Source organism: Gluconacetobacter takamatsuzukensis, assembly GCF_014174275.1.
Taxonomy (GTDB): domain Bacteria; phylum Pseudomonadota; class Alphaproteobacteria; order Acetobacterales; family Acetobacteraceae; genus Gluconacetobacter; species Gluconacetobacter takamatsuzukensis.
The window spans coordinates 135,971-150,445 of the sequence record NZ_JABEQK010000001.1 but is presented as its reverse complement, the minus strand read 5'-3'; the positions used below and the strand labels follow the sequence as shown (position 1 = coordinate 150,445).

The 14,475-nt window shown below is 65.9% G+C and carries 12 protein-coding genes and 1 riboswitch; of the genes, 4 read left to right on the top strand and 8 right to left on the bottom strand.

What is annotated here, in order from left to right:
• From HLH27_RS00680 to HLH27_RS00660, 5 genes are all read right to left on the bottom strand, one after another.
• Positions 1-957, bottom strand: coding sequence for a CDP-alcohol phosphatidyltransferase family protein (locus tag HLH27_RS00680; RefSeq protein WP_338029807.1), 957 nt, complete (start codon positions 955-957; stop codon positions 1-3).
• Positions 958-1,013: 56 nt separating this feature from the next.
• Positions 1,014-1,730, bottom strand: coding sequence for a phosphocholine cytidylyltransferase family protein (locus HLH27_RS00675; protein ID WP_182947187.1), 717 nt, complete (start codon positions 1,728-1,730; stop codon positions 1,014-1,016).
• Complete coding sequence (locus tag HLH27_RS00670) at positions 1,730-2,857, bottom strand: inositol-3-phosphate synthase (RefSeq protein ID WP_182947186.1); 1,128 nt, start codon at positions 2,855-2,857, stop codon at positions 1,730-1,732. The genes HLH27_RS00675 and HLH27_RS00670 overlap by 1 nt, the downstream gene beginning before the upstream one ends.
• Before the next feature lie 559 nt (positions 2,858-3,416).
• Entirely contained in the window at positions 3,417-4,574 is a 1,158-nt protein-coding gene (locus HLH27_RS00665) for a glycerate kinase (protein WP_246375247.1), read from the bottom strand.
• A 201-nt stretch (positions 4,575-4,775) separates the two neighbouring features.
• Positions 4,776-6,092 (bottom strand): MFS transporter, encoded by a 1,317-nt coding sequence (locus HLH27_RS00660; RefSeq protein ID WP_246375245.1) that lies wholly within the window; start codon positions 6,090-6,092, stop codon positions 4,776-4,778.
• A gap of 189 nt (positions 6,093-6,281) precedes the next feature.
• Here HLH27_RS00660 and HLH27_RS00655 point away from each other — a divergent pair, with 189 nt between their 5' ends.
• From HLH27_RS00655 to HLH27_RS00645, 3 genes are all read left to right on the top strand, one after another.
• Positions 6,282-7,520 (top strand): sugar diacid recognition domain-containing protein, encoded by a 1,239-nt coding sequence (locus tag HLH27_RS00655; protein ID WP_246375243.1) that lies wholly within the window; start codon positions 6,282-6,284, stop codon positions 7,518-7,520.
• Positions 7,521-7,603: 83 nt separating this feature from the next.
• Positions 7,604-7,957 (top strand): hypothetical protein, encoded by a 354-nt coding sequence (locus HLH27_RS00650; RefSeq protein ID WP_182947185.1) that lies wholly within the window; start codon positions 7,604-7,606, stop codon positions 7,955-7,957.
• Between the two features lie 123 nt (positions 7,958-8,080).
• Entirely contained in the window at positions 8,081-8,260 is a 180-nt protein-coding gene (locus tag HLH27_RS00645; protein ID WP_182947184.1) for a CsbD family protein, read from the top strand.
• Positions 8,261-8,288: 28 nt separating this feature from the next.
• On the opposite strand, the gene HLH27_RS00640 is transcribed toward HLH27_RS00645, so the two are convergent.
• Positions 8,289-8,750, bottom strand: coding sequence for an Lrp/AsnC family transcriptional regulator (locus HLH27_RS00640; RefSeq protein ID WP_182947183.1), 462 nt, complete (start codon positions 8,748-8,750; stop codon positions 8,289-8,291).
• Between the two features lie 107 nt (positions 8,751-8,857).
• Between HLH27_RS00640 and HLH27_RS00635 the strand changes: the two genes are divergently transcribed.
• Entirely contained in the window at positions 8,858-10,360 is a 1,503-nt protein-coding gene (locus HLH27_RS00635; protein ID WP_182947182.1) for an aminotransferase class V-fold PLP-dependent enzyme, read from the top strand.
• Positions 10,361-10,436: 76 nt separating this feature from the next.
• Here the strand turns inward: HLH27_RS00635 and thiC are convergent, their stop codons facing one another.
• The gene (gene thiC / locus HLH27_RS00630) at positions 10,437-12,323 is read right to left on the bottom strand and encodes a phosphomethylpyrimidine synthase ThiC (protein WP_220790217.1); all 1,887 of its coding nucleotides are present in this window, start codon (positions 12,321-12,323) and stop codon (positions 10,437-10,439) included.
• A gap of 67 nt (positions 12,324-12,390) precedes the next feature.
• Positions 12,391-12,502, bottom strand: a riboswitch (TPP riboswitch).
• 115 nt (positions 12,503-12,617) lie between these two features.
• Positions 12,618-14,237: a phosphoenolpyruvate carboxykinase (ATP) gene (gene pckA / locus HLH27_RS00625; protein ID WP_182947181.1), complete on the bottom strand. Its 1,620-nt coding sequence runs from the start codon at positions 14,235-14,237 to the stop codon at positions 12,618-12,620.
• Positions 14,238-14,475: the final 238 nt, after the last annotated feature.

Below are 14,475 nucleotides of genomic sequence, written 5' to 3'. Positions count from 1 at the left end.
TCACGGCACGAGGGGCGCTTCGACCTCGACCACAAAGACCGGCTGCTCGCGGCGACGGTCGCCGCCACCCGGCGGATCGCCGGCCAACCCATCCAGCCCGGACGCGAACGCGGCGTCGCACACGCGCTGCCGTGCCAGCAGCAGCATCAGGATCGCGGTAAAGCCCACGATCTCGAACGTGAAATAAGCCAGCGGCACCTGGCAGAAAACACACAGAAAGATGCCGATCGTCCGATAATTGGCCGACAGGATCGACCAGCCGCGCAGCAGCGGCGCAAAGGCCTCGCGATAGGCCAGCCGCACGACCGGCGCCCGGTCGGGATACGCAGCCAGCAGTCCCGCCAGGCGCTGGTTCAGCCCCGCCTCCCCACCAGGCGCGGTCAGCGACTCGAGCCGGTTATACAGCCCAAACAGCAGGTCCCCCATGCGCCGCCCCGACCGAACCTTCGCCCGCGCCATCGGCGGCGATCCACGCTGCCAGCCCCAGAAATTATAATCCTGCCGCTGCCGTTCATAGGCGGCGGACTGCACCGCGTGGCACATGCCGGCCAGCACGACCAGCGCCCAGACCCACGCCCCGTACAGGGCGGAAAGGGCCAGCGCCAACCCGACATAGACCGACACGAACGTCACGTAATCGCAGATACCGTCGAGAATCTTGCCGGTCTGCGACTGCTTGCCCGTCAGGCGCGCCAGCTGGCCGTCGGCCCCGTCCATGACATGCCAGACGACCATCAGCAGAAAGCCTGCCACCGCAAAACGCGGATCGCCGACATGATGATAGGCCACCCCAGCCAGCACGCCCGCCGCCATCCCGCCCAGCGACACGGCATTGGGCGCCACGCCCAGGCGAGCGAAATGCCGCGTCAACCACCCCGAAACGGGATGGATGACGTGCAGGTTGGTCAGTTCCTCGATTTCCGACGTGCGCCGCACGGGGTCTGTCTGCTGCAACACGATGGCGCCCTTGTTTCCTCAAATCCTCCCGACCGGCAAGGGTCGGGCGGTTCCTGTCAAAGCTGCCCCTGGGCCATCAGGCGCTCGGCCTTGTCGTACGCCACCGGGTCATCGACATCGATCCACAGACGCTCGCCGATATCGAGGACATAGGCCTTGTGCCAGCGGGCCAGCGTGTTCATCGCGCCGGAAATACTGTCCTCGCCCTCGGCCTGGCTGCTCTCCAGGGCGTCGAACATCACCGGTGTACAATGGAAGATGCCGGTATCGAAGGCATTGTAATCCGTCAGCGACTTGCCAATGCGCGCAATCCGGTCGTCCCGGCACAGCACCCGCGTCACGTCGTCCGGATCGTTCAGCATGCGCTCGACATTGCTGTCGATGCCCAGCGTCACCCCGTCCCGGCCGACGGGGACGGATGCCATCAGGCGATTGATCTGCGGGTCCAGCACATGGTCGCACATGGTCAGCAGAAACGGTCCGTCAAGGAACGGCCGGGCAGCCAGGACCGAAACCCCGTTGGCCCGGTCCCATGCCGGATTGGCGACATGCGTCACCCGCACCCCGTCACATTCCGCCATCCCGTCCAGGGCCTCACGCAATTCGCCGCCGCGATAGCCGTTGATGATGACGAATTCATCGACCCCGCCACGACGGGCGCGGTCGATGACCTCGGCGATCAGGGGCCGCCCCCTGATCGTGACCAGGGGCTTGAGCGGCCCCTTGTCACGCAGGCGGCTGCCCTGCCCCGCGGCGACGATCAGGCACTTCATCAGGCGGGAACGGCCTCAGTCGAGTGGGTGGCGATGAAATCCTCGACCATCTTGTGCGCTTCGTCATCCGTGTACTGGACCAGCGGATGCTTGCAGAAATACGCACTGGGCGCCGCCAGCACGCCGCCGACGCCGGAATCGAGCGCCAACTTGCAGCAGCGGATCATGTCGATGGCGACACCCGCCGAGTTCGGCGAGTCCTGCACCGACAGGCGCAGTTCCAGTTCCAGCGGCACGTTGCCGAAGGCATGGCCTTCCATGCGGATGAAGCAGACCTTGTTGTCGTTCTGCCACGGCACATAGTCGCTGGGGCCGACATGGATGTCCTCGTTCTCCATCCGCGTCTTCGCGACGGCCTGCACGGCCTCGGTCTTCGAGGTCTTCTTCGACGCCAGGCGCTCCTGGTTCTTCATGTTCAGGAAGTCGGTGTTGCCGCCCGTATTCAGCTGGTACGTGTGCAGCATCTTGACGCCGCGCTTGGCGAACAGGTCGGTCAGCACGCGATGGACGATGGTCGCGCCCAGCTGCGACTTGATGTCGTCACCGATGATCGGCACGTTCCGCTCGGCGAAACGGGCGGCATATTCCGGATCGCTGGCGATAAAGACCGGAATGTTGTTGATAAAGCCGACACCGGCTTCCAGCGCGCACTCGGCATAGAAGCGCGTGGCCTTTTCCGACCCGACCGGCAGGTAGTTCACCAGGATCTCGGCGCCGCTGCGGCGCAGTTCCGCCACCACGTCCTCGCGGCTCGGCTCCGGGGCGCCGGCCCGCACGAAGCTGCGCTTCTCGTCATGATTGGCCATGTGCTCGGACATGCCGTCCAGCACCGCGCCCATGCGCACGGTCACGCCGCTGTCGGGGATGTTCGGCTCGAACTTCACCACGCAGTTGGGGGCAGCGAAGATGGCACGGCTGACATCGGTGCCGACCTTGCGCGCGTCGATATCGAACGCAGCCACCACCTCGATGTCGCTGGGACGATAACCGCCGAGGCTTTCGTGCATCAGTCCGATGACTTCCTCGTTGTGGCGGTTCGGGCCATAATAATGAATGCCCTGGATCAGGGCACTGGCACAGTTGCCGACGCCCACGATCGCGATACGGATACCGCCCTTAGTCTTCATAATCTTTCCCTGCCCTCTTCGAGACCATAATAAACCAACAGTCGCACCGGCCGCCGGCCGCACGACGAATCAAAAACGCACATTGTCGCCTGAACAGATCCGGTATCGGCACGCGGCGCGGCAGCGGACCCTGTCGATAGCCGTGCCGCACGCACTCTCTGGTGTGATCCGCGCCGATCGCCACCAGCCACCTGCTCTCTCACCCGCGAGCATCGGGGAAATCCGGCGCCAGATCAAGAATGCGTCCCTGTCCGATTCCCCCTCCACCGGCGTCCAGCGCGCCCGTCGGTCGCGCCCATGGGCCGGCGCGGTCTCATTCCGCTGCTTATGTTACAGACACCGATGGGCTTTTAGTTAAATTAAATTAATCTTTATTGATTAAAAAAGCGCTTTCCTCGCCCGGAGGGTCGAACAACTATCCAAACTAGTCAAATAAAAACAGAATGTTATAGAAAATCCATCGGCTTACAAAAAACAAACATGCCGCAAGGACACTGTCTTCGTTCTGTCATATTTGACATAAAATAAAATCAATCTCCGCCGCAACCCGGCGGGCCGGTTACATTTTTACCGCCCGGCCGTGAAAAATCGCGGTCGCGGCGGCCACATTGCGCGCCGTCACACGGACATTCGCCGCCGCCTCCGCCAGAGCCTCCTCCAGCGTGCAGGGCCGGTTGACGACGCTGAAGACGGCATCGATTCCATGGGCATGCACCCGGGCCGCATCATGGCCAAGCGACCCGGCAATGCCGATCACCGGCCGTCCGTGGCGGCGGGCCACCCGGGCCACGCCGATCGGCGCCTTGCCATGCACGGTCTGCCCGTCGATCCGTCCCTCGCCCGTGATCACCAGGTCGGCGTCGGACAGGATGGCATCCAGCCCCAGCGCCTCCATCACGATCTCCACCCCGGGCCGCAGGGTGGCATCCAGGAACGCCAGCGCCGCCGCCCCCAGTCCGCCCGCCGCACCGGCGCCGGCAACGGCATCGACCGCGCGCCCCGTCACGGCCGCGACCTGCCGCCCATATCCCGCCAGCGCGTCGTCCAGCACGCGCACCATCTCTGGCGTCGCCCCCTTCTGCGGGCCAAAGATCGCAGAGGCTCCCGATGGACCCGTCAGCGGATTGTCGACATCGCACGCCACTTCGATCCGGCATCTGCCCAGACGGGCATCCAGCCCCGTCAGCTCGACGCGGGCCAGCCGCCCCAGCCCACCGCCGCCAAAGGGCAGTTCCACATCGTCACGGTCGCGCAGCGACACACCCAGCGCCTGGGCCATGCCGGCCCCGCCATCATTGGTGGCGCTGCCGCCGAGCCCGAGAATGACATGCCGGCACCCTTCGTCGAGCGCCGCCAGGATCAACTGCCCCACGCCATAGGTGGTGGCCGCCATCGGGTCGCGCCGGTCACGCGGCACCAGCATCAGTCCGGCGGCGGCGGCCATCTCCACCACCGCCGTCCGCCCGTCGCCCAGGATGCCGAACGCGGCGGTCACGGGTTCACCCAGCGGCCCGATCACCTCGCGGGTCAACATCCGCCCCCCGGTCGCCAGAACCAGCGATTCCGCCGTCCCTTCGCCCCCATCGGCCGCCGGCAGCTTCACATAGGTCGCGTCCGGATAGATCTCGCGAAACCCATCCTCGATCGCATCGGCCACCTGAAGCGCCGACAGGCTTTCCTTGAAGGAATCACACACGATCACGATCTTCATCGCCATTCCCCGTCTTTTATTTTTTCTGTACCGGCCGAACCTCAAAGCCTGCCTGGAAATGTGGGCTGGTGAGCGAGAGTGCCGCGCAAGCGGCACGTCCGGCGCGGGTTTCCGAGCATCGGAGCGGAGCGGCCTTGATGGCCGTGAGCACCGAAGCACAGGAAACGCGCGTCGGATCGCCACCAGCGCGCATTTCCAAGCAGGCTTTCAGCGGTTGACGCGGGTGGGGGGCATGCGCAGCACCAACACCACGCCCAGCACCGCCATCGCCGCCAGCAGGGCCAGCGCCCCGTCGGTCCGATGCGTCGCGTCCTTCACCCAGCCGACCAGATACGGGCTGACGAACCCCGCCAGCTGGCCCATCGAATTGATCAGCGCCAGACCGCCGGCCGCCGCCGCCGGGCTCAGATATCCGCTGCAAAGCGGCCAGAACATCGGCAGGCCGGTCAGCGCGCCGGCGGTCGCCACCGTCAGGGCCCCCAGCGCAATGGGCATCGAGTCCGGAAACCGCGCCGCCAGGGCCAGCCCGCCCGCCGCCATCAGCAGCGGAACCGCCAGATGCCACCGCCGCTCGCGCATCCGGTCGGCCGAACGCCCCATGACGATCATGAACAGGCTGGCCCCCACATACGGCACGGCACTCAGCCAGCCGATCGTCGCCGCATCGTGGATGCCGCTGGAGCGGATGATCGTGGGCAGCCAGAAATTGATCGCATAGACCCCGGCCTGGATGCAGAAATACAGCAGCCCCAGCATCCAGACGGCCGGATTGCGCAGCACGGCGCCGAAACTGTCGGCCAGCTTCTGCGGCTGCGCCAGCCGGTCGCGCCGCAACGCCTCGCCGACCGCAGCCCGTTCCTCCGGCGCCAGCCAGCCCGCCTGCTCGATCGTGTCGCTCAGCAGCATCACCATGCCGATGCCCAGGGCCACGGTCGGCAGCCCCTGGAGCAGGAACAGCCACTGCCACGCCGCCAGCCCACCGGGCGCGGAGGCGAAATGCGACAGCATCCACCCCGAAAGCGGGCCGCCCACCACGCCGGAAAGCGGAATCGCGGACATGAACAGGGTCAGCGCCCGCCCCTGCCGGTCGGAGGGAAACCAACGCGTCAGATACAACACCAGCCCGGGGAAGAACCCCGCCTCCGCCGCCCCGGTCACGAAGCGCAGCAGATAGAAACTGGCCGGCCCGGCCACGAACATCTGTGCCGCCGACAGCAGGCCCCACACGACCATGATCATAGCCAGCCACCGCCGCGCCCCCACGCGCTGCAACATCAGGTTGCTGGGCACGCCGAAAGCGATATAGCCAAGAAAGAAGATCCCGGCCCCGAGGCCATAGGCACGCTCGGACATATGCAGCGCATCGAGCATGTCCAGCTTGGCAAAGCCGACATTCACCCGGTCCAGGTAATTGAACAGGTAACAGACGAAAATATAGGGCACCACCCTGCCTGCGACCTTGCGAAAGGTCGCATCCAGCCGGTCCACGGCCGGCGACGAGAGTGCGGAGGCTGCGTGCATCATTCTTCCCCGATGCTTGTTCTTCTTGCCCGGCCACGTCCCGGGGCGGGATGCGGGCGGGGGGCACGTCACCATGCGGTGTCCGCGCCATTGGATCGACCCTACGGGCAGAATCGACCCGCCGTCTTGGTGCATATGCACGATAATTATGCCAGAATCGGTACAAAATTCCGGGCATATGACAGAAACACCATGGCCACACCGGACCACATGATCCAGACCGCCGCCCGCGACGGCACCGGGCGCACGGACATCGACCCGGCGCTCGCCCAGGCGATCGTCGACCGCTCGATGGCCATTACCGGCTGCAACATCAATGTCATGGACGCCCGTGGCGTCATCATCGCCAGCGGCGATCCCGCGCGGCTGGGCCAGGTGCATGACGGCGCCCTACTGGTCCTGGCCCGCAGCAGCGCGGTCGAGATCGAGGCCCGCGCCGTCCGGCAGTTCGGCGGCGCGCGGCCGGGCGTCAACCTGCCGCTGCGGATCGGCCGGACGATCGTGGGCTGTGTCGGGCTGACCGGCGCGCCCGGCACATTGCGCCCCTATGCCGAACTGGTCCGCATGGCCGCCGAGACGATGCTGGAACATGCGCGCCAGAACCGCACCCTGTCGCGCGACGCCCGCCTGCGCGAGGAACTGGTGCTGAGCTTGGTGCGCGAGGCCACCACGCCCCCAGCCCTGGCCCGCTCGGCAGCACGCCTGGGCATAGACCTGCGGCAGCCACGGGTGGCCGCGATCATCGAAATCCGGTCCGAAGGGCCGGACGCCGCCGCCTTGCTGGGCGAACGGCACCAGTTGATCAACCTGCTCTGCGAGCCGGAACGCGGCAACCTGGTCGCACCACTGTCGCTGGCCGAAATCGCGGTGCTGAAACCGGCCCTGACCGCCAAGGGCGCCTGGAGCCTGGACTGGCACCGCGAGCGGGCGCACCGCCTGCTGGCCCGCGCGCGCGCCGCCACCGGGCTGGATCTGCGGCTGGCACTGGGCGGCCTCGTGGATGGGACCGACGGGCTGGTCCGTTCCTTCCACACCGCCCGGGCAACGCTGGATGTCGGCCGACGCCTGCACCCGGCGCGCGACCTCCTGTTCTATGACGAGATGCGCCTGGCGGTCCTGCTGGACGCCCCGTCCCAGGACTGGCGAACCCAGGAACTACGGGCCCCACTGCGCCCGCTGCTCGAAACCGCCGGCCATGCGATGCTGCTGCACACACTGCGGACATGGCTGGCCCACGGCATGCGGCCGCAACCCACCGCCGCTGCCCTCGGGCTGCATCGCAACAGTCTGGACTACCGCCTCCGGCGGATCGAGACCATCTGCGGTGTCGACCTCGCATCCAGCAGGGACATCGTCGCCCTCTATCTGGCGCTGCACCTGACCCCGGACATGGCGCCGCCCGAATACGATCCTCCTGAAAACGCCACATAACGCCGCGTTCCGTTACAGACTGTTGCTTTCCCTCCGCCCCACCCGTGCCCATCATCGCCCCCAGTCCATTCACGGAGCCGACCATGCCATTGACCCGAATCCTGCTGCCCTGCCTGTTCGTCGCCTGCCTGCCCCTGCTGGCCGCCTGCGGCGGCGATGACTCCGATGGCGCCTGCCGTTCGGGACATGGCGGCTCGCACGGCTTCGGCGGCCACCACGGATTTGGCGGCGGCATGGGGGGCGGCATGGGCGGGGGAATGGGCGGCGGCTTCGGTGGCGGCGGTGGCGGCATGCATCACGGCATGGGCAGCATGGGCGGAGACGATTCCGCGTCCTCCACACCCTGCGCGCCCTCCAGCCACGCAAAAGGCAACGCACCCACCCGGATGCGCGAGGTCACGCCCGATCAGGCGACGATCGGCGACGAGCAGCACTGACCCGCTCCGGACATCCCTGCATTGTCCGCCCTGCCACGCCCGCACGCAACCGGCCCCGCCCCCCGGCGTTTCGATTCCTGCCCGCGTCCAGCCCGAGAGGCGCGAAACGAAGGAGGCATCGAAATGGGTGAATTCAAGGACAAGATCAAAGGCCACGCGGATACGGTGGTCGGCGAGATCAAGCGCGGCGTCGGCAAGGCGACCAAAAATACCGAACTCGAAGCCGAAGGCGAGGCGCAGAAGCTGAAAGGCACCGCCGAAAAGGCCAAAGGCGCCGTAAAGGGCACCATCAACAAATTCTGAGCCTCAGGCACACGGTCGCCGGGGCCTGTCACAACGGCAGGTCCCGCCGATCGCAGATCGCTTCCATTGCCATATAAGACGTGACGGTATCCAGTTCGACCCGCGCGATCAGCGTGCGATAGATGGCATCGAACGCATTCATGTCCGTCGTCACGATCTTCAGCATGTAATCGTAGTCGCCGGCAATCCGGTAGAAATCGATCACATTGGGCACCGACACCACCGCCTCGCGAAAGCGGTCCAGCCAGTCCCGGGAATGGTGGCGCGTGCGCACCATCACAAAAACCGTCAGTCCCAACCCCAGGGATTCGGGATCGAGCAGCACCGTCTGATGGCGGATCAGTCCGCGTTCGCGCAGCGCATGCAGCCGCCGCCAGCAGGCATTCTGCGACAGCCCGATCCGCTCGGCCAGCTCGCGCTGCGACAATCCGGCATCGCGTTGCAGGGTCTGGAGCAATGCCCGGTCAAAATGATCCAGTTTTTCAGCCATTCCCGATCATATGACCCTATTTGACCCATTTCAATCGAGAGAATGATAAAGTTCTCCCGCCGAATCCCGTCTAGTTTCCAGCCATCCATTGACGGAGGCAGGCGACGATGCGCGACGGACAGGATCTCTTCCCCGATTTCACGATGTCCCTGCGCGCGGGTGGCCTGGACGGACTCCGCGCCGGCCTGATCGGCGAGGGCGCCCCCATCCCCGGCCCCTTCGGCACGCATGCGCTGATCTACGCCGATTACGTGGCCTCGGGCCGCGCCCTGCGCCAGGTCGAGGAATTCGTGATGACTCACGTCCTGCCCTGGTACGCCAACAGCCATACCGAAGCCTCGTTCTGCGGCCGGCATGTCAGCCGCCTGCGCCATGCTGCACGCGCCGCCATCGCCCGGTCATGCGGCGCCGGCGAAGGGTTTTCGACCATCTTCACCGGCTCCGGTGCCACGGCGGGGCTGAACCGGCTGGTGTCCCTGCTGGGCGTGCCGGAAGCGATACGCAACGGTGCCGCGCCAATCGTGTTCATCGGCCCCTACGAGCATCATTCCAACATCTTGCCCTGGCGCGAAAGCGGCGCCGAGATCGTCGAAATCGACGAGGCTCCCGACGGCGGGCCCGATCTGGCGCATCTCGCGGCCGCCCTGGCGGCAGCCGGCCCGTCACGCCTGAAAATCGGCACCTTCTCGGCCGCATCCAACGTCACCGGCATCATCACCGACATCGACGCGGTCACGGCACTCCTGAAAGCCAACGGCGCCCTCGCGGTCTGGGACTATGCCGGCGGCGGCCCCTACCTGCCGATCGACATGAAGCCCGGCACTGCTTGGGAAAAAGACGCCATCGTGGTCTCGCCCCATAAATTCGTCGGCGGCCCCGGCGCCTCGGGGATCACGATCGTCCGCGATGCCGCCGTGGCGCTCCGCCGTCCGGTTGTGACCGGCGGCGGCACGGTACGCTTTGTCTCCCCCTGGGGCCATGATTACGCCGACGCCATCGCAACGCGCGAGGAAGCCGGCACCCCCAACGTGATTGGCGATATCCGTGCCGCCCTCGCCTTCCTGGTCAAGGACGCGATCGGCCAGGATGTCATGAATACCCGCCACGACGCACTGTACCACGCGGCACGGGCGGTCTGGGACCGCAACCCCAACCTCGTGATCCTGGGCAACCCGCGCGCCACGCACCGGCTGCCGATCTTCTCGATGCAGATCCACGACCGGCAGCACGGCAGCATGCTCCACCAGCAACTCTTCACCCGCATGCTGTCCGATTGCTACGGCATCCAGGCCCGGGGCGGCTGCGCCTGCGCCGGCCCCTACGCCCACCGGCTGCTGGGGATCGACCGCACGGAATCCGACGCCCTGCGCGCCGCGATCCTGTCCGGTGCGGAAATGCGCAAGCCCGGCTGGACACGATTGAATTTCAGCGTGCTGATGGACGACGTGAAAGCCGCAAAGATCGTCGCCGCCGTGGACGCACTGGCCCGCGCGCCCTATCCGGTCGCCGATTCCTACGAGGTGGACCCTGCCACCGCACGGTTTCATGCGGTGGCAGGAGAATCTTCTTTTTCTGAAGAAAAAGAAGAAAAAAGACTTTTATCCGTTTAGGGAATCACGAAGCCTCCTGGGCAGCCTTCAACAGATCAAAAGTTTTTTGGTTCTTTTTTCAAAAAAAACAGAAACCTCACTCCACCACAGCCACGTCGATCGCACTCCCCCCGGCCCGGAACTTCTCCCCCATCTCTGCCAGCCCGGCCGTGATTTCAGCGGCCGACATGCCCGCACCGTCATTCTGCCCCCGCGCCGCATCGCGGATATCCTGGCTGATTTTCATCGAGCAGAATTTTGGCCCGCACATCGAACAGAAATGCGCCGTCTTGTGTGCATCCTTCGGCAGCGTCTCATCATGGAAGCAACGCGCCGTCTCCGGGTCCAACCCAAGGTTGAACTGGTCCTCCCAACGGAACTCGAAGCGCGCGCGCGACACCGCATCGTCATGCAGCCGCGCCGCCGGATGCCCCTTGGCCAGGTCGGCGGCATGGGCCGCGAGCTTGTAGGTAATCACCCCGGTCTTCACATCGTTGCGGTCGGGCAGGCCCAGATGCTCCTTCGGCGTAACGTAGCAGAGCATGGCAGTGCCGAACCACCCGATCATCGCCGCCCCGATGGCGCTGGTAATATGGTCGTAGCCGGGCGCAATGTCGGTCGTCAGCGGACCAAGCGTATAGAACGGCGCTTCGCCGCAATGGGCCAGCTGCTCGTCCATATTGGCCTTGATCTTGTGCATCGGCACATGGCCCGGCCCCTCGATCATCACCTGGCACCCATGGTCCCACGCCACACGGGTCAACTCTCCCAACGTGCGCAGTTCCGCGAACTGGGCGGCATCGTTGGCGTCGGCGATCGATCCGGGGCGCAGCCCGTCGCCCAGGCTGAAACTGACGTCATATTCCCGCATGATCTCGCAGATCTCGGCGAATTTCTCATACAGGAAGCTCTCGCGGTGATGCGCCAGGCACCATTTGGCCATGATCGAGCCCCCGCGCGAGACAATGCCCGTCACCCGCCGCGCCGTCAGCGGCACATAGGCCAGCCGCACCCCTGCATGGATGGTAAAATAATCCACCCCCTGCTCGGCCTGTTCGATCAGCGTATCGCGAAAGACCTCCCAGCTCAGGTCCTCGGCCACGCCACCAACCTTCTCCAGCGCCTGATAGATCGGCACCGTGCCGATCGGCACCGGACTGTTGCGTACGATCCAGTCGCGGATATTGTGGATGTTACGGCCGGTCGACAGGTCCATCACCGTGTCTGCACCCCAGCGCGTGGCCCAGACCATCTTGTCCACCTCGTCGGCCACATGGCCCAGCACGGCGGAATTGCCGATATTGGCGTTGATCTTCACCAGGAAGTTCCGGCCGATGATCATCGGCTCCAGTTCCGGATGGTTGATATTCGCCGGCAGCACGGCCCGCCCCCGGGCGATTTCATCGCGGACGAATTCCGGAGTCACGAAATCCGGAATGCTGGCGCCGAAATCCTCGCCATCCCGCAGCACCCGGTCCGTCGCCGCACGGCGCTGGTTCTCGCGGATCGCGACATATTCCATTTCCTCGGTCACAATCCCGGCGCGTGCATATTCCAGCTGCGTCACCGGTCGGCCGGCCCGGCCGCGCCGTACCACCCGCCCGGTATTGTCAAAGGCCGGCGCCAGCGTCGCCCCGCTAGCCCCGCCATTATCCTCCGGCCGCACCGCCCGGGGCTGGTCCACCACCGCACAGTCGCCGCGCCGCGCGATCCAGCCCGCACGCAGCGCCGGCAGGCCCCGCGCAATGTCGATCTCGGCCGCCGGGTCGGTATAGGGGCCCGAAGGATCATACAGCGTCACCGGCGGCTCGCCGGCGGTAGGGTGCAGGTCGACCTGCCGGAAGGGCACCCGTAAATCGGGAAACAGCGTGCCGCCCTGATAGACCTTGTGACCGCCGGCACGCGGCCCGACGGTCACATCGCCGGTCGCGGGGGTGCGCGTCGGCTGGCGCGGCGGGGTGGCGGGAGGTGTCTGGATGTTCATGGCGCGTCCTCTTTGCTCGTTGAGGGGGCGCGCCGGCGCGAAATGTCATGACGGCGGCACATCGCAGCGCCGCGCTCAATTCCCATCCCTTCGCCGGCATGACCCGGATCAGGTTCGACGGGTCAGGGGGAAAACACCCCTCTCTCAGCCGCTCGCATGCGACTCCCCGGAGAACGGAGCGATCTTAGTCCGGGCCCAAGGGCCCGGGTCAAGTGCAACCGGCGCCGTCCGGCAGCACGGCCCGTCACATTGTCGCGCGACGGGCGGGCCGCAACCACGGCCCGCCCGCACTGGTCACGATGCGGGGGGACGAATCGCGGCCTCCCGGATCTCGGGCCCGCAGCCCTCCCGGAAGGTCTCGAAGTTCTTCTCGAACCGCGCCGCCAGATCGGCCGCCGCACGGGAATAGGCCGCCGGCTCGGCCCAGGTCGAGGCCGGGTCCAGCAGGCTGTCCGGCACACCGGGCACATGGGTCGGGATCGACAGGCCAAAATGCGGCTCGACGCGAAACGGCACGTCATCCAGCCGCCCATCCAGCGCCGCATTGACCAGCGCACGCGTCTGCGCCAGCGCGATTCGCCGGCCGGTCCCGTACGGCCCGCCGGTCCAGCCGGTATTCACCAGCCAGCAGGTCACCGGCGTCCGCGCCAGGCTGGCCGCCAACTGCTCGCCATACAGTTCGGGCCGGCGCGGCAGGAAGGGCGCGCCGAAGCAGGCGCTGAAGGTCGCCTGCGGCTCCTTGCCCAGCCCCTTCTCGGTGCCCGCGATCCGTGCCGTATAGCCCGACAGGAAATGATAGACCGCCTGCGCCGGGGTCAGCCGCGCGATGGGCGGCAGCACGCCGAACGCATCGGCCGTCAGCATCACCACATGGCGCGGCACGCCGCCCTGCCCGTCCGGGCTGGCATTGGCCACGAAATCGATCGGGTAGCAGGCGCGCGTGTTCTCCGTCAGGCCGCCATGCATGAAGTCCGGCACGCCGTCCCGGTCGGCCACCACATTTTCCAGCACGGTGCCGAACCGGTGCGCGGCATCCCAGATCTCGGGCTCGGCCTCCCGCTTCAGGCCGATCACCTTGGCATAGCAGCCGCCCTCGACATTGAACACGCCGTCCTTCGACCAGCCATGCTCGTCATCGCCGATCAACTGGCGCGAGGCATCGGAGGAAAGCGTGGTCTTGCCGGTGCCCGACAGGCCGAAGAACAAGGCCACATCGCCGCCCGGCCCGATATTGGCCGAGCAATGCATGGGCATCACGTCCTGCTCCGGCAGCAGCCAGTTCATGACCGTGAAGATCGATTTCTTGATCTCGCCCGCATACTGGGTGCCGGCAATCACCACCAGCCGCTGCTCCAGCGACAGGATCACGCCGGTGCCGCTGCGCACTCCATGCGTGGCGGGGTCGAGTTCCAGGTCCGGCGCATGCAGGATCACGAAATCCGGCACGAATCCCGCCAGCTCCGACGCCGGCGGGCGGATGAACATGTTGCGCGCGAACAGCGCATGCCACGCATGGGTCGTCACCAGGCGGATACGGATGCGATGGGCCGGGTCGGCGCCCGCATACAGGTCCTGGGTAAACAGCTCCTGCCCTTCCAGATAGCCGCGCACATGGTCGCAGACCCGTACGAACGATTCCGGCGGAAGGGCGGCATTGATGGCCCCCCACCACACGCCGTCGCGCGTCGAGGGTTCGTCGACGATGAATTTGTCCTGCACCGACCGGCCGGTATGCAGCCCCGTGCGCACCATCAGCGCCCCGCCGGAAGACAATGCGCCTTCCTCGCGGCGAATCGCATGCCCGATCAGTTCGGGCGCATGAAGATTGGCATGCACCCTGCCGGCATGGCGCAGGCCGGTACCCGTTATTGCTTTTTCTGAACCCGCAGGCCGGAAGATATTATTGCTGTTCATTCTTTTTCCGTTTCCTGATCATTGTTTCCCCGATGTGTCGTCCCGGGATGGCCAATGTGATCCGATCAGCGTGGCAACTTCCCGATCGACCTCCACGCGCTAAATCACAAATGCGTGATAGCGCATTCCAGTATTGCCCCCTCCTTCTCTTGCCTTCCACCTGCCTGAGCATCGCATTGGCGGAAAGTTTCTTGAAAGACGCCGGAAATTATCACAAACGCGTTCCGGACTACCGTCT